The organism is Loktanella sp. D2R18, from assembly GCF_003318235.1.
Taxonomy (GTDB): domain Bacteria; phylum Pseudomonadota; class Alphaproteobacteria; order Rhodobacterales; family Rhodobacteraceae; genus Yoonia.
The window spans coordinates 72738-90733 of record NZ_QOCG01000002.1; the positions used below are offsets into that span (position 1 = coordinate 72738).

19 protein-coding genes are annotated in these 17996 nt (G+C 53.0%); 10 read left to right on the plus strand and 9 right to left on the minus strand.

What is annotated here, in order from left to right:
* Positions 1–60: 60 nt before the first annotated feature.
* The 3 genes from DS901_RS00425 to gmd are packed head-to-tail and all read right to left on the minus strand — an operon-like array spanning position 61 to position 3568.
* On the minus strand, positions 61–1473 hold the full coding sequence (locus DS901_RS00425; protein WP_113774955.1) for a mannose-1-phosphate guanylyltransferase/mannose-6-phosphate isomerase: 1413 nt from the start codon (positions 1471–1473) through the stop codon (positions 61–63).
* Positions 1470–2447, minus strand: a complete 978-nt coding sequence (locus DS901_RS00430) for a GDP-L-fucose synthase family protein (protein WP_113774956.1) — start codon at positions 2445–2447, stop codon at positions 1470–1472. The genes DS901_RS00425 and DS901_RS00430 overlap by 4 nt, the downstream gene beginning before the upstream one ends.
* Positions 2448–2449: 2 nt before the next feature.
* Positions 2450–3568, minus strand: a complete 1119-nt coding sequence (gene gmd / locus DS901_RS00435; protein WP_113774957.1) for a GDP-mannose 4,6-dehydratase — start codon at positions 3566–3568, stop codon at positions 2450–2452.
* A 160-nt stretch (positions 3569–3728) separates the two neighbouring features.
* Here gmd and DS901_RS00440 point away from each other — a divergent pair, with 160 nt between their 5' ends.
* The 9 genes from DS901_RS00440 to DS901_RS00480 all read left to right on the plus strand — a co-directional run bounded on the left by DS901_RS00440 (position 3729) and on the right by DS901_RS00480 (position 12310).
* Positions 3729–4493 carry a DUF2793 domain-containing protein gene (locus tag DS901_RS00440; RefSeq protein WP_113774958.1) on the plus strand — a complete coding sequence of 255 codons (765 nt, stop codon included), beginning with the start codon at positions 3729–3731 and terminating at the stop codon, positions 4491–4493.
* 285 nt (positions 4494–4778) lie between these two features.
* On the plus strand, positions 4779–5345 hold the full coding sequence (locus tag DS901_RS00445; RefSeq protein WP_113774959.1) for a F0F1 ATP synthase subunit delta: 567 nt from the start codon (positions 4779–4781) through the stop codon (positions 5343–5345).
* Positions 5346–6881 carry a F0F1 ATP synthase subunit alpha gene (atpA, locus tag DS901_RS00450; protein WP_113774960.1) on the plus strand — a complete coding sequence of 512 codons (1536 nt, stop codon included), beginning with the start codon at positions 5346–5348 and terminating at the stop codon, positions 6879–6881. It begins immediately after the preceding gene.
* Positions 6882–6905: 24 nt separating this feature from the next.
* Positions 6906–7778, plus strand: a complete 873-nt coding sequence (locus DS901_RS00455; RefSeq protein WP_113774961.1) for a F0F1 ATP synthase subunit gamma — start codon at positions 6906–6908, stop codon at positions 7776–7778.
* 18 nt (positions 7779–7796) lie between these two features.
* Positions 7797–9221: a F0F1 ATP synthase subunit beta gene (atpD, locus tag DS901_RS00460; protein ID WP_113774962.1), complete on the plus strand. Its 1425-nt coding sequence runs from the start codon at positions 7797–7799 to the stop codon at positions 9219–9221.
* A 119-nt stretch (positions 9222–9340) separates the two neighbouring features.
* A complete protein-coding gene (locus tag DS901_RS00465) occupies positions 9341–10543 on the plus strand; it encodes a glycosyltransferase family 87 protein (RefSeq protein WP_181820695.1) in 1203 nt (400 codons plus the stop codon).
* Positions 10544–10675: 132 nt separating this feature from the next.
* A complete protein-coding gene (locus DS901_RS00470; RefSeq protein WP_113774964.1) occupies positions 10676–11113 on the plus strand; it encodes a F0F1 ATP synthase subunit epsilon in 438 nt (145 codons plus the stop codon).
* Positions 11114–11230: 117 nt separating this feature from the next.
* Positions 11231–11581: an H-type lectin domain-containing protein gene (locus tag DS901_RS00475; RefSeq protein WP_113775053.1), complete on the plus strand. Its 351-nt coding sequence runs from the start codon at positions 11231–11233 to the stop codon at positions 11579–11581.
* 132 nt (positions 11582–11713) lie between these two features.
* A complete protein-coding gene (locus DS901_RS00480; protein WP_113774965.1) occupies positions 11714–12310 on the plus strand; it encodes a hypothetical protein in 597 nt (198 codons plus the stop codon).
* Between the two features lie 58 nt (positions 12311–12368).
* On the opposite strand, the gene DS901_RS00485 is transcribed toward DS901_RS00480, so the two are convergent.
* Positions 12369–13388 carry a ribose-phosphate pyrophosphokinase gene (locus tag DS901_RS00485; RefSeq protein WP_113774966.1) on the minus strand — a complete coding sequence of 340 codons (1020 nt, stop codon included), beginning with the start codon at positions 13386–13388 and terminating at the stop codon, positions 12369–12371.
* Positions 13389–13501: 113 nt separating this feature from the next.
* Between DS901_RS00485 and DS901_RS00490 the strand changes: the two genes are divergently transcribed.
* Positions 13502–14092 (plus strand): 2-hydroxychromene-2-carboxylate isomerase, encoded by a 591-nt coding sequence (locus tag DS901_RS00490; protein WP_113774967.1) that lies wholly within the window; start codon positions 13502–13504, stop codon positions 14090–14092.
* A 4-nt stretch (positions 14093–14096) separates the two neighbouring features.
* Here DS901_RS00490 and DS901_RS00495 read toward each other — a convergent pair whose 3' ends face one another.
* The 5 genes from DS901_RS00495 to DS901_RS00515 all read right to left on the minus strand — a co-directional run bounded on the left by DS901_RS00495 (position 14097) and on the right by DS901_RS00515 (position 17988).
* Positions 14097–15143 (minus strand): threonine aldolase family protein, encoded by a 1047-nt coding sequence (locus tag DS901_RS00495; RefSeq protein WP_113774968.1) that lies wholly within the window; start codon positions 15141–15143, stop codon positions 14097–14099.
* Complete coding sequence (locus tag DS901_RS00500; protein ID WP_113774969.1) at positions 15144–15614, minus strand: YcgN family cysteine cluster protein; 471 nt, start codon at positions 15612–15614, stop codon at positions 15144–15146.
* Positions 15604–16545, minus strand: coding sequence for a bifunctional riboflavin kinase/FAD synthetase (locus tag DS901_RS00505; RefSeq protein ID WP_113774970.1), 942 nt, complete (start codon positions 16543–16545; stop codon positions 15604–15606). Before DS901_RS00505 ends, DS901_RS00500 begins: the two co-directional genes overlap by 11 nt.
* A 36-nt stretch (positions 16546–16581) precedes the next feature.
* Complete coding sequence (locus DS901_RS00510; protein WP_113774971.1) at positions 16582–17025, minus strand: MaoC family dehydratase; 444 nt, start codon at positions 17023–17025, stop codon at positions 16582–16584.
* 87 nt (positions 17026–17112) lie between these two features.
* Positions 17113–17988 (minus strand): TIGR01459 family HAD-type hydrolase, encoded by an 876-nt coding sequence (locus DS901_RS00515; RefSeq protein WP_113774972.1) that lies wholly within the window; start codon positions 17986–17988, stop codon positions 17113–17115.
* Positions 17989–17996: the final 8 nt, after the last annotated feature.

The window sequence follows — 17996 nt, forward strand, 5'->3', positions numbered from 1 at the left end:
AACGTATGAAACGCAGAGTGCTGCCTTGCACATCTATTGATTGTAGGCTCTGCGAATGCATTAGTCACGTGCGTAAATGTCTTCATAACGAATAATGTCGTCTTCGCCGAGGTAGCCGCCAGTTTGTACTTCGATCAGGACCATCGGCAGTTTTCCTGGGTTTTCAAGCCGATGGATGGCGCCAAGCGGGATATAGATGGATTGGTTCTCGCAAAGAAGTTGGGTATCTTCGCCAACGGTGACTTTTGCGGTCCCTTGTACGACGATCCAATGCTCTGCGCGGTGATGATGCGATTGCAGGGATAATGCGCCGCCTGCCTTAACCACGATCCGCTTGACCTGAAAGCGATCACCTGTTGCGAGGCTTTCGAACCAGCCCCACGGACGGTGATCCTTTGGAAAGCATGTTGCCTGCGGTGCGGATTTTTCTTTCAGAATCGCAACGGCTTTTTTGACGTCCTGCGCGCGATCTTTATGCGTGACCAGCACCGCATCAGGCATGGCCACGGCTATAATGTCGTCCAGACCAATGCCGACAATTTCTTGCGTGCCGACTTCGGAGCGTAGCAACGTATTGGTGCAATCAATTGCGGTCGCCGCCCCGGAAAGCGCAAGCCCATCTTTGTTGGTTTCACGCCAAACAGCGGCCCAATCGCCCAGGTCTGACCAGCTACTGGCAAAGGGCACGACCGACAGGTTGTCGGCTTTTTCCATCACCGCATAGTCAATTGATATCGCCGGGGCTGTGGCCCATGGGTCGGGTGCTAACCGTAAAAATCCAAGGTCAGATTGTGCGCCGGCAACAGCGGCTTGCACGGCGGCATACATGTCGGGGCTTGTGGCTTGATAGGCCGCGAGGATTGTTTTGACTGAGAACAAAAATATCCCTGCATTCCACAGATAACGACCATCTGCCAACATTTGCGCAGCATGTGACGCATCCGGTTTTTCGACAAACCCTTTGAGCGCAACGGGTTCTATTGCACCGGTCGGAACAGTATCAAGTGCGAGATACCCATAGCCAGTTTCTACCTGGTCAGGTTGAATGCCAAAGGTGACCATTTGACCGTTTTGCGCGGCTAGGGTCGCTGCAGTTACGGCCTCATCAAACGCGATGTTATCGGGGATAACGTGGTCAGATGGGGCAATAAGCATGAGCCCCTCGGGATCTGTCGTTGCCAGATGCAACGCCGCCGCCAAAATCGCAGGGCCAGTGTCACGCCCTGTGGGTTCGATCAAAACGGCACCCGGATCGATCCCAATCTCTTGTAGTTGTTGTGTGACCGTGAACCGAAATTGGTCTGCGGTGACCACAATTGGGCTTTTGTATGCCTCGCCCTGCAACCGGAGCGCGCTGGTCTGAAAGAGGCTTTGGTCGCCGATTATGGGTGCAAATTGTTTCGGGTAGCTTTTGCGTGAAAGCGGCCACAGTCGCGTGCCAGACCCGCCACATAGTATGACCGGAGTAATCATGTCACTTTCCTCAACCTGGGTTGCGCGCGTTCATCTGTTCGCCGCGCGTTCAACCACTGATAGGTGTCGGTGATCCCGGTGCGTAAGTTGATTTTCGCGCGCCAGCCAAGGTCGGCCATTGTTTGCACGTTCAGTAATTTGCGTGGTGTGCCGTCGGGCTTGCTGCGGTCAAAGGTGATGGTGCCCGAGAACCCGGTAATCTCTGCGATCATCGCCGCGAGCTCTGCAATTGTGATGTCGGTGCCTGTGCCGACATTGATGTGGCTTTGCATCGGCGATGTCGCGGCTGTGTAATGCGCTTTATCCAATTCCAAAACGAACAATGCGGCCATCGCCAGATCATCGACGTGTAAGAATTCGCGCCGGGGCGTGCCGCTGCCCCAAACGGTTACGGTATCATCGCCCGCCTGCGTGGCCGCATGAAACCGATTGATCAGCGCTGGCAGAACATGGGCATTTTCAGGATGAAAATTGTCGCCCGGACCGTAAAGATTGGTCGGCATGATTGATCGGTAATCGGTGCCATATTGTCGATTATAGCTTTCGCACAGTTTGATTCCGGCGATTTTTGCGATTGCATAGGGTTCGTTGGTTGGTTCAAGCGGACCTGTTAAAAGTGCAAATTCGCGTAGGGGTTGCGCGGCGTCACGCGGGTAAATGCACGAAGATCCAAGAAACAAAAGCCGATCAGTCCCAGCGTTATGGGATTGATGAATGACATTCGCTGCGATCATCAGATTGTCGTAGATGAATGGGGCAGGGTAGTTTGCATTGGCCATGATTCCGCCAACACGCGCCGCGGCAAGGATAACCGCGTCGGGGCGTTCTTGGCGCAAAAAATCACGGACGGCGCTTTGGTTGGTTAGATCGACTTGCGCGCGCGGTGCCGTCAGGATTTCGTGATCAGTCTGCGCCAGTTGCCGCAGAATTGCGCTGCCAACCATGCCGTTGTGCCCGGCCACATATATACGCATGTTTAGGCCTCGATCGTCATCGGCAGGCTTAACCCATGTTCCCTCAGAAGCGCATGGCGCCGTGCCGTTTGCAGGTCTTCGGCGATCATCTCGGCGCACATCTGTTGTGCAGTGATCTGCGGTGACCAACCAAGCTGTGCCTGGGCCTTTGTCGGGTCGCCCAGCAATGTGTCGACCTCGGCGGGTCGGAAATAACGCGGATCGATCCGCATAATCACATCGCCGGGTTTGGCCGAGGCGGCGCGGTCACTGGTGACGGCTTCCACCACGGCCATTTCATGAATGCCTTTTCCCTTAAAGGCCAATTGTAACCCCAGTTCAGCCGCCGACCAGCGTATAAAGTCGCGCACAGAATGCTGAACACCGGTGGCGATTACATAGTCTTCGGGGCAGTCTTGTTGCAGCATCATCCACTGCGCGCGCACATAGTCGCGGGCGTGTCCCCAATCGCGCAGCGCGTCGATGTTGCCCATATAAAGACAATCTTGCAGACCCATTGCGACATTAGCCAGCCCGCGTGTGATTTTCCGGGTGACAAATGTCTCGCCGCGCCGCGGGCTTTCGTGGTTAAACAAAATGCCGTTGCAGGCGTACATGCCATAAGCCTCGCGATAGTTCACACAGGTCCAATAGGCGAATAGCTTGGCCACGCCATAAGGGCTGCGCGGATGAAACGGGGTCTGTTCAGTCTGCGGGCTTTCAGCCACCTGCCCGTAAAGTTCAGAGGTCGAAGCTTGATAAAACCGGGTTTTCTTTTCCAGTCCCAAAAAACGAATGGCCTCTAGCAGGCGCAACGTGCCCATTGCATCCACATCAGCGGTGTATTCGGGGGCTTCAAAGCTGACGGCGACATGGGATTGCGCGCCGAGGTTATAAACTTCGTCGGGCTGTACCTGTGCGACGATCCGGGTCAGGTTCGAGCTGTCGGTCAGATCGCCATAGTGCAGGATGAATCGTGCGTCGTCGGTTTGCGGATCTTGGTAAATGTGATCAATGCGATTGGTGTTAAATTGCGATGCGCGGCGTTTAATGCCGTGGACCTCATAGCCTTTTTCAAGCAGAAATTCGGCAAGGTAAGACCCGTCTTGGCCTGTGACCCCAGTGATCAAAGCGCGCTTCACGTGAATTCCTCTCATGCCACAATTACGATTCGTTAACTACTTTGGTGCCTGAGAGGTCTTAACGACGCGTTAACCCCCGTGCGCTGGATGCAGCGATCGTTTACACGGGTGGGTCAATACTGCCGGGGATTTCACATTTCCCAAAAGGCGCGATGACCCCATGTCTGATTTTACCCCGAACCTGTCCATGCCGTTTATCTTGCCAGCACAGGCGCAAAAACACGTCACGCATAACGAAGCGATCGAGCTGCTTGATCTGCTCGTGCAGCTGACGCTGGAAGAGAGCGGCGCCACGATGCCCCCCGCTAGCCCGGCGGAGGGCGAATCTTGGGGGATCGGGACGGGTGCGACGGGCGATTGGGTCGGGCAAGACGGGCAAATCGCAACGTGGCGCGGCGGGGGGTGGCTATTTGTCGCGCCCGTAGATGGTTGGACAGCATGGGTGCGCGACATTGGCGAGCTGCAAGTCCTGAATAGTGGGGTTTGGGTCACGAAAGGGGCGGCGTTTGAGCCGCAGAATGTCGCGATGATCGGAGTGAACACGACAGCCGATGCGATCAACCGATTGGCTGTTTCCAGTGAGGCGACGCTATTGAACAATGTCGGCGCTGGGCACCAGCTTAAAATCAATAAGGCGGGGGTCAGCGACACCGCATCACTACTCTATCAAAGTGGGTGGTCCGGGCGCGCGGAAATGGGGCTTTCTGGCAGCGATGATTTTAGTATTAAAGTCAGCGCAGACGGAGCGTCATGGTTCACAGCCATCGGAATCGATGGTGCTGATGGGCGCGTGCGTATTAACCAAGTGTTACATGTGGAGCCGAGCGCGACGCCCGGAACTGCGGCGGCTGGCGACGTCTACTTTGATTCGACGACGAACAAGTTGCGATGCCACGATGGCACCGGGTGGCAGGACCTCTTTTAGAAGAATTCGGTACGACAACAGATTCGTTGATAAAGGGTGTGGTCTTAATTGACCGCACCTTTTTTGCTTTTTGACCCGACGTTCGTGGTTTGGCCTCAAAAATGATACACCAAATCCCTATCAAGCCAGATATGGTGTGGATTAACTGCGCAGGGAACTTGCGACAGCATAGTTGCTCTGCTACATCGCACAGGATTTTGACGCTTTCGTGATCCACGGGGGCCAAACAAGTTGCTTGGTTGTCGCCCTAAATGGGGTGGTGATTGGGCCTAAGACATCGGAAGGGTGGACGTGTCCGAAACTGCTGGTATCTCCACAAGCATTGCGTCGCGTTATGCGACAGCCGTGTTTGACCTTGCCAAAGAAGGCAAGGCCATCAAAGCGCTCGAAACTGACGTAGCGGCTTTGGAAACTGCAATCACTGAAAGCGATGACATGCGCACGCTGTTGTCTTCACCGCTGTATAGCCGTGAACAACAAGGTTCCGCGATCGCCGCGATTGCAACAAAAATGAAATTGTCTGCATCAACAAGCAATGTATTGGCGCTGCTGGCAAGCAAGCGCCGTTTGTTTGTGTTGCCGCAGCTTTTGGCTGTTCTGCAAGGCATGTTGGCCGAAGAACGTGGCGAGGTGACTGCCGAAGTGACCGCAGCCAAGAAGCTGACAAAAGCGCAAGCCGATAAGCTAGCCAAAACACTTACTGCCCAAGTGGGCAAATCTGTCACCATCAAAGAAACCGTCGATGCCTCTATCATCGGCGGTCTTATTGTCAAAGTGGGCTCTAAGATGATCGATACGTCGATCGCCTCAAAGCTCAACGCACTCCAGAACACTATGAAAGAGGTCGGATAAATGGCGATCCAAGCGTCTGAAATCTCTGCGATCCTTAAGGACCAGATCAAAAACTTTGGCCAAGAAGCCGAAGTGGCCGAAGTCGGCCGGGTACTAAGCGTTGGTGATGGTATCGCCCGCGTTTATGGCCTTGATAACGTACAAGCCGGTGAAATGGTTGAATTCCCCGGTGGTATCCGCGGGATGGCGTTGAACCTTGAAGCTGACAACGTTGGTGTTGTTATCTTCGGTTCTGACCGTGACATCAAAGAAGGCGACACTGTTAAGCGCACAAAATCCATCGTGGACGTTCCTGTTGGTGACGAACTGCTTGGTCGCGTTGTTGATGGTCTGGGTAACCCGCTTGACGGCAAAGGCCCGATCAAAACGAAAAAACGCGCAGTTGCTGATTCCAAAGCGCCCGGCATTATCCCACGTAAATCGGTTCACGAACCAATGGCGACGGGTCTGAAATCTGTTGACTCAATGATCCCAGTTGGCCGTGGCCAGCGCGAATTGATCATTGGTGACCGCCAAACAGGTAAAACAGCGATCGCACTTGATACGATCCTGAACCAAAAATCATACAATGATGCGGCTGCAAGCGATTCGGACAAACTGTTTTGCGTATACGTTGCGGTTGGTCAAAAGCGGTCAACAGTTGCACAGCTGGTGAAAAAGCTCGAAGAATCCGGCGCGATTGAATATTCAATCGTTGTTGCTGCGACTGCTTCTGATCCTGCGCCAATGCAGTTCCTTGCACCATATGCTGCGACAGCCATGGCAGAGCACTTCCGCGATGCGGGCCGCCACGCGCTGATCATCTATGATGATCTGTCCAAGCAAGCTGTGTCTTACCGTCAAATGTCACTTCTTCTGCGTCGTCCACCAGGGCGTGAAGCTTACCCAGGTGACGTTTTCTACCTTCACTCCCGTCTGCTCGAGCGTTCATGCAAACTGAACGAAGACAACGGTTCCGGGTCTTTGACGGCACTGCCGATCATTGAAACCCAAGGTGGTGACGTTTCTGCGTTTATTCCAACCAACGTGATTTCGATCACTGATGGTCAGATCTTCCTTGAAACTGAACTGTTCTACCAAGGGATCCGCCCAGCGGTGAACACAGGTCTGTCAGTTTCACGTGTTGGTTCTGCTGCGCAGACAAACGCAATGAAATCTGTTGCTGGTCCTGTTAAGCTTGAGCTTGCGCAGTACCGTGAAATGGCTGCCTTTGCACAGTTTGGTTCTGACCTTGATGCCGCGACACAGCAATTGCTGAACCGTGGTGCGCGTCTGACTGAATTGATGAAACAGCCACAATATGCACCACTGACAAACGCGGAAATCGTTTGCGTGATCTATGCTGGTACAAAAGGCTACTTGGATAATGTTGGCGTCAAAGACGTTGGCCGTTTCGAGGCTGGTTTGCTCAAGCACCTGCGTACAAACGCATCTGACGTGCTTGAAATGATCACCAAAGAAGATCCAAAGATCAAAGGCGACGCTGAAGCCAAGATCAAAGCTGCTTTGGACGCTTTCGCTGCTGATTTCGCTTAAACCTAAAGATAAGGAGACGAACACGTGCCTAATCTTAAGGACCTGAAAAATCGGATCGCGTCGGTCAAATCGACCCGTAAGATCACGAAGGCCATGCAAATGGTCGCGGCTGCAAAATTGCGCCGCGCCCAGGAAGCAGCCGAGGCATCACGCCCCTATACAGAGCGTTTTAACGCTGTGATGGGTCAGCTTGCTGCGTCGGTGGGTGGTTCAGAAACTGCACCAAAATTGCTGTCCGGTACGGGCAGCGATCAGGTGCAATTGCTGATCGTCATGACGGCTGAACGTGGTTTGTGTGGTGGCTTTAACGGCAACATTGCAAAGCTTGCTAAAACGCACGCGCAAAAACTGATCGCAGACGGCAAGACAGTGAAAATCATCACTGTCGGCAAAAAAGGCCGCGACGCGATCAAGCGCGAGTTGGGCGATTACTTTGTCGATCATGTCGACATGAGTGGCGTCAAACGGCTTGGCTATCTGAACGCACAAGACATCGCCAAAGGCGTGTTGGCCCGCTTTGACGAAAACGAATTTGATGTCGCGACGATCTTTTACGCGCGTTTCGAAAACGTTGTCACACAGCACCCAACCGCCCAGCAAATCATCCCATCTAGCTTTGATGTGGCCGAGGACGCTGACACAACCCTATACGACTACGAGCCTAGCGAAGAAGAAATTCTAGCTGACTTGTTGCCGCGCGGTGTTGCGACAGCCATCTTCAGCGCGCTGCTGGAAAACGCGGCCTCTGAACAGGGCGCGCGGATGTCTGCGATGGACAATGCGACACGCAACGCTGGTGACATGATCGACCAACTGACAATTGAATTTAACCGTTCGCGTCAGGCCGTCATCACCAACGAGCTGATTGAAATTATTTCGGGCGCGGAAGCGCTCTAGACTCCGGAGAAAACCATTATGGCAAACGCTAAAGGTAAGATCACGCAGATCATCGGCGCCGTCGTTGACGTGCAGTTCGGTGACCACCTGCCTGAAATTCTAAACGCCCTCACCACGGACAACAACGGCAAGTCACTGACACTTGAAGTTGCACAGCACCTTGGTGAAAACACAGTTCGCACAATTGCGATGGACGCGACCGAAGGTCTGGTCCGTGGTCAAGAAGTGACCGACCAGGGCACAACAATCACAGTTCCAGTGGGCGACGCCACACTGGGCCGGATCATGAACGTGATTGGTGAGCCAATCGACGAACGTGGCCCAATCGGTGAAAAAGATCGCCGTTCCATCCACGCCGAAGCGCCAGAATTCGAAGCACAGTCAACTGCTTCTGAAGTTCTGGTAACAGGTATCAAAGTTATCGACCTTCTCGCGCCTTACGCGAAGGGTGGTAAGATTGGTCTGTTCGGTGGTGCGGGTGTTGGTAAAACAGTTCTTATTCAAGAATTGATCAACAACATCGCGAAAGTACACTCTGGCTACTCCGTATTCGCGGGTGTGGGTGAGCGTACACGTGAAGGTAATGACCTTTACTACGAATTCATCGAATCCAAAGTTATCGACATGGATGACCTGACCAAGTCCAAAGTGGCCCTGGTTTACGGTCAAATGAACGAGCCTCCCGGTGCGCGTATGCGTGTTGCCCTGTCAGGTCTGACAATGGCCGAAGCGTTCCGCGACCAATCTGGTACAGACGTTCTGTTCTTCGTCGATAACATCTTCCGCTTTACACAAGCCGGTTCCGAGGTGTCTGCGCTTTTGGGTCGTATCCCATCTGCGGTTGGCTATCAGCCAACATTGGCGACCGACATGGGCGCGATGCAAGAGCGGATTACATCAACGAAGAACGGGTCGATTACATCGGTTCAGGCGATCTACGTGCCTGCGGATGACTTGACCGACCCTGCGCCTGCGACATCGTTTGCGCACCTTGATGCGACAACCGTTTTGAACCGTGCGATCTCTGAAAAGGGTATCTACCCTGCTGTTGATCCGCTCGATTCAACATCACGTCTGCTGGATCCAGCAATCGTTGGTGAAGAGCACTACGCAGTGGCTGCTGACGTTCAGCAAATGCTACAGCGCTACAAATCGCTTCAAGATATCATCGCGATTTTGGGCATGGACGAATTGTCTGAAGAAGACAAATTGACCGTTTCCCGCGCGCGTAAAATCGAACGCTTCTTGTCACAGCCGTTTGACGTTGCTGAAATCTTTACCGGTTCACCGGGTGTTCAGGTTCCTCTGGACGACACGATTTCTTCGTTCAAAGCGGTTGTTGCCGGTGAATACGATCACTTCCCAGAAGGCGCTTTCTACATGGTAGGCGGCATCGAAGAAGTGAAAGCAAAAGCCGAAAAAATGGCTGCTGACGCGGCCTAATGTGATAAAAATATCTATTCAAAAGGGCGCTTCGGCGCCCTTTTTTATTAAGGTTTTCACCAATCCACTTTTCCCGCATAAGTATAACCTAGTTTAAATAGGTGGCTATGGATTGTGGTATGGCGGTTGCTCAGCTGAATTTGGTTCGTTTCGCAACGATTTCGGCTGCCGCCATGGCGCTTCTATTGTCCTTTTACTACGAGCTTTCTGATGGTGTGTTGGATATAAGCGGCCACGTTTTAGGGCGAGACTTCTTGAATTTTTATACCGGAGGCGAGCTTCTTGCGTCTGGTGAGTGGCAGACTCTATTTGATGGACTGGCCTATATGGATGTCATAGGTGAGAGTTATGGCGACAATTACCCGAGCCACAATTGGTCATACCCACCCTCGATTTTCATTTTTTCACGCATCGCAGTGACGATGCCATATATGCTGGCTTTGGCGCTTTGGTATACGTGTGGTGTCATATCTATCGCTTTTGCCGTTCGTGCACTGAAATTGGATATGATTTGGGTCGCCTTGGTCGTATTTTCACCTGCTGGAATGTTAAACATACTTGCTGGGCAAAATGGGTATTTCACGGCTAGTTTGATAACCTTAGCAATTGTATATGCCGCGCAGAAACCCAAGATTATTTCGGCTACAAGTTGGGCGATGCTTACGATCAAGCCGCATCTTGGTCTCGTTGCGCTTCCCATGCTTGTGGCACAAAGAAATTTCTACATTATTATTATGGGTGGCGTTTGCCTAATTCCATTGATTGGCGTTTCGATTGTGATGTGGGGTGTAGAGCCGTGGTACTTGTTTTTTGATTATACTGTCGCGCAGCAGCGGCTTGTAATAGAGAACTGGCGTGGGTTTATTTACGTGCTTGTCCCTACCGGCTTTATGCAGGGAAGAATGTTAAGTTTTGATACCGGAATAGTATATTTTTTTCACGCAGTTTATGCGATCACTGCAGCGTTTCTATCGGTGCGTGCCTGGCCGGGGCGCAAAGCTGATCACCGTCTCTGGCTAGCGTGGTTTGTCGTTTCGACATTTATCATGCTTCCATACAGTTTTCTTTATGATCTTGTCGTTTTTCAGGTCGTTTTGGCACTGTATGCTGCGCAACCTGAAAAGCTATTTTATATATCCAAAAAATGGTCTCAGTGGCTTTGGATGCTGGGGTGGCTGTTGCCAATTCTTACTATCCCGATAGTCTTCGTGCTTAAGTTGCAGGTTTTGCCACTATTTTTGCTGTTTACCTTGTGGAGGTTGGGTGTGGCCAAGCGATCCGAAACAGCTTTGCAACTTGACGCTGGCACAGCTTCTGAGTAATTCGTCTGAGGCGTTGTTTTGCGCCTCAAAAACATGGTATCCGCTCGTTGTGGATGATATGAAAACGGTGAAAGCTGACCGCTGTAAATCGCAAAGGTTGGTTATCCCGCACAGAACCTGCAAGGAGCCAACATGGCAAACCTACAATTCGATCTCGTTTCACCTGAACGCCGTTTGGCTTCAGTCGAAACAACCGAGGTAGTTATCCCCGGTGCTGACGGTGACATGACTGTGATGGCGGGCCATGCGCCCACCATTACAACATTGCGCCCTGGCATTATGCGTGTGACGCACGATGGGACGACCGAGGAATATGTTGTACTTGGCGGCTTCGCTGAAATCAGCGCAACGGGCGTTTCGGTCTTGGCTGAACAGGCTTTGCACCGCGATGAGATGACGCAAGAAGTCTACGAAAAGCTGATTGCTGACGCCAAAGAGCTGTACAAGAAGCATGAAGAAGAAGTTGAAAATGAACCGGGCCCCGTCGATGAAGCCGCGAAGCTGATCGCGGATATGGTTGCAATGGGCACCCATATCGGGTTGGATTCAGAGCACTCTAACTTCGGTTAAAAAAGCGCTAATAATTACAAGGGCCTCGCATCGCGGGGCCCTTTGCTATTGTAGGGTCGCGTTTGTTTGTGAGATGTGACATACAACCCCAAGGTTTTGAAGGGGTCGCAAAAGGCGATGCATAGATTAAACAGTGGCACAGTTGGTATAGATCACGGCGATGTGGTCCTGTTTTCTGATTTTGAAGATGACGGTGCGATGTGGCGTGGCAACGGCCCACGCCAAAGCCGCGAACATGTGAAATTTGAAACCCAATATCGGACGCCTCCGCACGTGCAAGTATCGATGTCGATGTGGGATATTTCAAATTCGACGAATACACGGGCCGATGTTCAAGCCGAAAACATCACTGAAGCTGGATTTGAAATTGTGTTTCGCACTTGGGCGGACACACAAGTCGCGCGCGTCCGGATTGCATGGACGTCCTTTGGTGAGCTTCCGAATGACGATGGCTGGGATCTGTATTAGCAACAATCGGTGTTGCAATGTTATCGCAAGGGTACATGAATGGCCGGGTAGAATCCGTTTTTCATGACTTTTTGGGTTTTTTGGCGCAGAGTTTTTCCATTAATCGACGAATATTAACCTATGGAGAATAAGATGATCAAAACTATTCTAGCAACGACAGTATTTCTTTGCGGGACAACCGCCCAGGCCGATGGGCTATATTACGGCGGTGGGGTTTCGTTGGTGCAGGGCGATTCGCTTGAAGGTGTCGCAGGCAACAATTCGTCTACTGACACTTATGGCGCAATTACTGGGACCGTGGGATACCGTTGGGACCAGACAGATATGTTTTTTGGTGCGGAGCTTGGCGCGGATATAGCTGTCGGTAGTGATTTTGAGAACGGTGGGAACACGTGTTCGGATGGGGCGACCGGGCCTTACTATTGTGAACATTCTGCAACGACCCGTTTGCGCGGAATCGTCGGTATGCCGGTCGGCAATTTCGAAGGTTTCGCATCCTTTGGTTTTGCCGCATCCAGCGGTAGCGCCGCGACAAGCCCTTCCACTAGTGCTGATGCTGTAAATTCTGGATACACGGTTGGGCTGGGTCTGCAGCAGGACTTTAACGGCAACACGCTGCGGTATGAACTGATCTACGACAATCTTGAAACAAATACGACGAGCCAAGGTGGGGGATATGAGCCGACGTTTGAAGCGGTCTCGTTGAACGTGTCTTACCTGTTTAACTAACGTTGTTGATGGCACCCTTGTTGAACGGCTGAGGGTGCCATCAAATGCATATCAGCGGCTAGTCCGCCGCGTATAGGCCTTCGTAAATTGGGCCGAGCGTTTTGTGGTCGAACAGGGATGACACGGATGTGCCGTTCCAAGTGTTCAAGATTGCCTGCGCAAACATCGGTGCTGTTGGTACGACCCGGATATTCGGGGCGGCCAAAACTGGTTTTGTCGCGGCGATCGTGTCTGTAATCACAAGACTTTTCATCGCTGAATTTGTGATCCGGTCGACTGCAGGGCCTGAAAGGACACCGTGGGTAATGTAGGAATGCACTTCGCGGGCACCGTTATCCATCAAGACTTCGGCGGCTTTGCACAGGGTGCCAGCAGTATCAACGATATCATCGACAATGATGCAAACGCGGTCTTTGACGTCGCCGATAACGGTCATTTCAGCGACTTCGCCCGGTTTTCCGCGACGTTTATCAACGATAGACAGGGGCGCACCAAGGCGTTGGGCAAGGTCGCGCGCGCGCGCCACGCCGCCAACATCGGGTGATACCACCATAACGTCTTCCATCCGATCACGGAAATTGTGCATCGCATCCAATGCGTAGATCGGGGATGCATAAAGGTTATCCACCGGGATATCGAAAAAACCCTGAATTTGCGTGGCGTGCAAATCCAAGGTCAAGATACGTTCAACGCCAGCTTCGACCAGCATGTTCGCAACCAGTTTCGCCGTAATTGGCGTGCGCGCCTTTGATCGGCGGTCTTGGCGTGCGTAGCCAAAGTAAGGGATCACAGCGGTGATACGATCAGCAGAGGACCGGCGCAGCGCATCGGCGATAATCAGCAATTCCATCAGGTTATCGTTGGCCGGGTTGGATGTCGGCTGAATGATAAACATGTCTTCGCCGCGGACGTTCTCAAACACTTCGACGAAAATTTCGCCGTCGTTAAAGCGTTCGACACGGGCATCAACCAGCCCGACATCCATACCGCGATGCATCGCCATACGGCGTGAAATCGCAGCGGCGAGCGGTTGATTCGAGTTTCCAGAAATAAGCTTAGGTGCAGTCATAGTCGGCATTGGGGGGTCCTTTGGCAGAAGGCAGTAACAAGTACATGACAGATTCGAAGCGTTGACACCGACTAACACAGGGTTACCGTCGCGCAAACATTTCGCGGACAACTGGAGAAAAAATGGCCCATATTGACTACTTCTTTGCAACGATTTCACCGTTCAGCTACCTATGCGGGCAACGCCCGGGCGAAATTGCTGCCAAACATGGTGCGACGATCACATATCGCCCTTTGGATATCATGAGCCTGTTTGCGCGCACCGGTGGCACCGCCCCCAAAGATCGCCACCCAAGCCGGATGGAATACCGCGCCCAAGAACTGCGTCGCCAGACGGCGCAGACCGGCATGCCGTTAAATCCTAAGCCTGCGTTTTGGCCAACCAATCCTGCGCCGTCTTCTTATGCAATTATCGCGGCGCAGAATGAAGGCGGCGACGTGGCTGGGCTGGTCCATGCGATTGGCGCGGCATGCTGGGCGGAAGAGAAAGACATTTCCCAAGACGACGTGATCCGCGAATGCCTAACAAAGACAGGATTTGCAGCCGATCTTGCTGACAAGCATATGTTGACCAGTGCAGAAACCTATGCGGCTAACCTTGAAGATGCAGTCGCCAATGGCGCCTTTGGCGCGCCATTCTTTATTACGGACACGGATGAACGGTTTTGGGGTCAAGACCGGCTTGACGCTTTGGACGTTTATTTGGGGGGATAAAAATCTAGCCGTGCAGTAGGTCGATAAATTGCTGCACGGCATCTTCTGTTACTGACCAATCAGTGACCAAACGCCCGGTCAGCATTTCATCAGGATCACCTGAATCGGGTTCGCCATTCGTCAGATAATAAAACGCACCCCCGTCAAGCATCCGTTTGTGTTCACTGCGGGGCATTTCGAAAAAGATAATGTTGGCTTGCGGATCAAATTGGAACGTCAGCCGATTGTGGCCACGTAGCCCGTCTGCGAGTTGCGCACAGCGCGCGTTGGCAGCACGGGCCGTTTCTAGCCACAGATCATCAGTCAAATATCCTTGCATTTGCGCTGACAGAAAACGATGTTTCGACAATAAATGACCTCCACGTTTGCGGCGCAACTCAAACTCCCACGCGAGGTCAGGATCAAAAATCACGCAGGCCTCAACACCCAAAGCGCCATTCTTTGTGCCGCCAAAGCTGATGGTGTCGATCCCAGCCTTCCACGACATCTCGGCGGCAGTGCAATCGAGCGCGACCATCGCATTAGCAAAGCGCGCGCCGTCCATGTGGGTTTTCATGCCAAATTCACGGGCCACATCTGTCAACGCGCGAATTTCGTCCAAGCTGTATATCGTGCCTTTTTCGGTCACCTGAGTGATCGAGAGCGGTCCGCGTTGCGGGCCATGTACGCCGCGGTTCTGTTCAGATTCGATTTTGGCGCGTAAGGCATCAGGTGACATTTTGCCGTCGACTGTCGGCACCAAAGTCAGCTTTGCCTGCGAATAGAATTCTGGCGCGTTGCATTCGTCTTCTTGGATATGGGCGACATCGGCACAAAAGATCGTGTCCCAAGGCTGGGACATGGTCGCAAGCAGTAACGCATTTGCGCTGGTGCCGTTGATGACAAAATAGACAGCAGCATCAGGTGCTTCAAAAACGTCGCGGACCTGTTGGCGGGCAGCCTCGGTGATCGCGTCACCACCATAGCCGGGCGCGTAGCCCGTGTTGGCTTGTATGACGGCTTCGATGACTTTTGGGTGCGCTGGACCCGCGTTATCGGATGAGAAAAACAATTATGTTGGCTCCTCTATGATGTGGTCTTCCCAGTCGTCTTCGTCGATTTCAAACTCTGGGATGGTCATGCCGCGCACGGATACGCCGGCGCGGTGAACCGATTCGGGGTCACCTGTGATTAGCGGGTGCCAATCGTACAGGGGACGGCCTTCGTAAACGAGCCGATATGCGCAGGTTTGCGGCAACCAATACATCGTGTCTTCGATAGTTTTGGGACTGAGCACGATGCATTCGGGCACAAAATTATGCCGGATTGGATAGTTTCCGCATAGGCAGCTTTGGTTGTCGAGCAACCGACAGGCCACGCGGGTCATCACAACAACGCCGGTGTCTTCGTCTTCTAGCTTGTTCAGGCAGCATTTCCCGCAGCCATCGCAAAGCGCTTCCCACTCGGGTTGCGAAAGCTTGTCCATTGGTTTGGTTTCCCAAAACCGGTCAGCCAACCCCGCGCGGGTGATTTCATTCGACATCTTGCAAAATCTTTCGGGCGGTGGCGCAATCAGCGTTCATTTGCGCGATCAGCGCGTCCAACCCGTCAAACTTTAGCTCTGGCCGCAGATAGTCGACCAATGCAACCGAAAGCGTCGCACCGTAAAGGTCACCTTTAAAATCAAACAAGTAGCTTTCGCAATTTGGCACATCGCCATCAAACATCGGGCGCACACCAATAGAGGCCGCACCATCGTAGCTGCCTGCGTGCGGGCCGTCTAAGACATCAACTTTGACAGCATACACGCCAAATTTTGGTGGGTGCAGGCCGGCAATTGACATATTTGCCGTCGGAAACCCAAGCTCGCGGCCACGTTGATCACCGCGAATAATTTCGCCTTCGATACGGTGCCAGTGGCCTAGCATCGCGGCCGCGTCGCGCGGTTTGCCTTCGCTCAGGGCCTGCCGAATCGCGGTGGATGATACATTTGCAGACCCAATCTTTAAAATCGGGGCCACGGTAACGCCAAAACCCATTTCATCCCCAAAGGTGCGTAGGTCACCAATCGTTCCAGAGCGCCCTTGTCCGAAACAAAAATCGGCACCGACAACGACGTGTTTCAACCCTAGCCGATCAGCGATGACGTCTTGTGCAAATGCGCGCGGTGTGAGGCTGGCAAGGGCTTCGTTAAACGGAACCTCGTACAGCTTTTCGACGCCAAGCTTTTCCAACCGGTTTGCACGGGCCTCGGCATTCATCAGACGGAACGGGTCGAAATCGCGCGAAAAATAGCTGCGCGGATGCGGTTCAAACGTCATCACTCCCAAAGGCGCATGTGCGGCCTTGGCGATGTCCCGTGTCAGGTCAATCACCGATTGGTGGCCGATATGAACCCCGTCAAAATTCCCAATCGCCGCAGCTGCGCCGCGGTCGCTAGGGTCGATAAAAAGTGTGTCACGAATGATGCGCATGGCCTTGCGTAGCGCGGCCTGCAAAGGGCTGCAACCCTAGTCGAACTTGCGCGATGGCGCGAGAACCGTGGCGTCGCCGACAAGCACCTTTTTGCCGTTCACAAGGCAGCGCGTATTCATTGTCACGCGGCGTTTTGCGTTGTCGATTTCCATCACTTCGACTTCGGTTAGAACCATGTCGCCGGGGCGCACTGGGGCCAGAAATTTCAGGCTTTGCCCCAGATATACCGTGCCATGCCCCGGCAATTGTTCACCGATCACCGCGCTGATCAATCCGGCTGTGAGCATGCCGTGTGCGATGCGCCCGCCAAAGATTGTATCTTGGGCATAGTCATCGTCGAGATGCACAGGATTACGATCGGTCGAGACTGTGGCGAACATTTCGATATCTTCATCCGTCACAACCTTGCGTAGGGTGCGGATCATCCCAATTTCGATGTCCTCAATGCAGATGGTTCCACGTGGGGCATTATCAAGCATGTTTCGCTCCGTTGGGTAATAAAAGTCCGATAGAGATTTCGGCTTTGAAATTTTATTACTTTGTGATTGCGAAAAAATCAAGTGCCCTTAGCGTAATTGCCCGATTGCAAATGTCGCATGCGTTTGCTGCGCGTTCAGGTAGTCGCGCAGCGCCTTCGGGTCAGGTTGGGTCGCTGTTTTGGTCTCAGCGGCGGCAAGCCCTCCAGAAATAAACAGTACGTCCAAATCTTCTTGTACAGCGCCCAGAACATCAGTGTGAGGCCCATCACCGATGGCGATAATTGGTGCGTCTGAAGGTACTTTGTTCAATGCGGCCAAGCGGCGGCGTGCAAGATCATAGATCGGTGGATGTGGTTTGCCGAAATATAGGCTTTCGCCGCCCATATCGGTATAAAGCTGGGCCAATGCGCCCGCACACCATTCACGCACCTCGCCGCGATCCACAACGATATCAGGGTTCGCGCATAGCAGTTTCAGGCCTTTTTGTTTCGCAAAAAGGAAATCGGCACGGTTGACATCGATTTCGGCCATCGGATCAAACGGGCCGCAGCAGACGATCCCTTCGGCCTGATCAAGCGGCACGCGTTGAATATCGACTGGGTTTTCGATCACTGACAATGGCTTAAAAAAATCATCGTCACGTGGGCTTTCACCCATGAAATAGACTTTTTCTCCAACGATCCCACGATACATGGCGGCGCGGGCGCTATCGCCTGAGGTGGCAATCGCGTCCCATGCGTCTTCGGGAATGCCAAAGCCAAGGATCTGTCGCGCAACTGATTCCCACGGGCGCGGCGAATTGGTGACAAGCACCACGATACCGCCGTTGGCGCGGTAAGCCTGCATCGCGGCGACGGCATCAGGCAGGGCCTTAATCCCATCGTGCATACAGCCCCAAAGGTCGACAAAGGCCGCATCATATTGGCCCGAGATGTCTGCGAAAGTTTCGATAATCCGGGTCATGGCGCGGC

Coding starts and splice junctions, on each gene's coding strand:
- DS901_RS00425 (WP_113774955.1), bottom strand. CDS start 1,473: ATGATTACTCCGGTCATACTATGTGGCGGGTCTGGCACGCGACTGTGG.
- DS901_RS00430 (WP_113774956.1), bottom strand. CDS start 2,447: ATGCGTATATATGTGGCCGGGCACAACGGCATGGTTGGCAGCGCAATT.
- DS901_RS00440 (WP_113774958.1), top strand. CDS start 3,729: ATGTCTGATTTTACCCCGAACCTGTCCATGCCGTTTATCTTGCCAGCA.
- atpA (WP_113774960.1), top strand. CDS start 5,346: ATGGCGATCCAAGCGTCTGAAATCTCTGCGATCCTTAAGGACCAGATC.
- atpD (WP_113774962.1), top strand. CDS start 7,797: ATGGCAAACGCTAAAGGTAAGATCACGCAGATCATCGGCGCCGTCGTT.
- DS901_RS00465 (WP_181820695.1), top strand. CDS start 9,341: ATGGCGGTTGCTCAGCTGAATTTGGTTCGTTTCGCAACGATTTCGGCT.
- DS901_RS00470 (WP_113774964.1), top strand. CDS start 10,676: ATGGCAAACCTACAATTCGATCTCGTTTCACCTGAACGCCGTTTGGCT.
- DS901_RS00475 (WP_113775053.1), top strand. CDS start 11,231: ATGCATAGATTAAACAGTGGCACAGTTGGTATAGATCACGGCGATGTG.
- DS901_RS00480 (WP_113774965.1), top strand. CDS start 11,714: ATGATCAAAACTATTCTAGCAACGACAGTATTTCTTTGCGGGACAACC.
- DS901_RS00485 (WP_113774966.1), bottom strand. CDS start 13,388: ATGCCGACTATGACTGCACCTAAGCTTATTTCTGGAAACTCGAATCAA.
- DS901_RS00490 (WP_113774967.1), top strand. CDS start 13,502: ATGGCCCATATTGACTACTTCTTTGCAACGATTTCACCGTTCAGCTAC.
- DS901_RS00500 (WP_113774969.1), bottom strand. CDS start 15,614: ATGTCGAATGAAATCACCCGCGCGGGGTTGGCTGACCGGTTTTGGGAA.
- DS901_RS00505 (WP_113774970.1), bottom strand. CDS start 16,545: ATGCGCATCATTCGTGACACACTTTTTATCGACCCTAGCGACCGCGGC.
- DS901_RS00510 (WP_113774971.1), bottom strand. CDS start 17,025: ATGCTTGATAATGCCCCACGTGGAACCATCTGCATTGAGGACATCGAA.
- DS901_RS00515 (WP_113774972.1), bottom strand. CDS start 17,988: ATGACCCGGATTATCGAAACTTTCGCAGACATCTCGGGCCAATATGAT.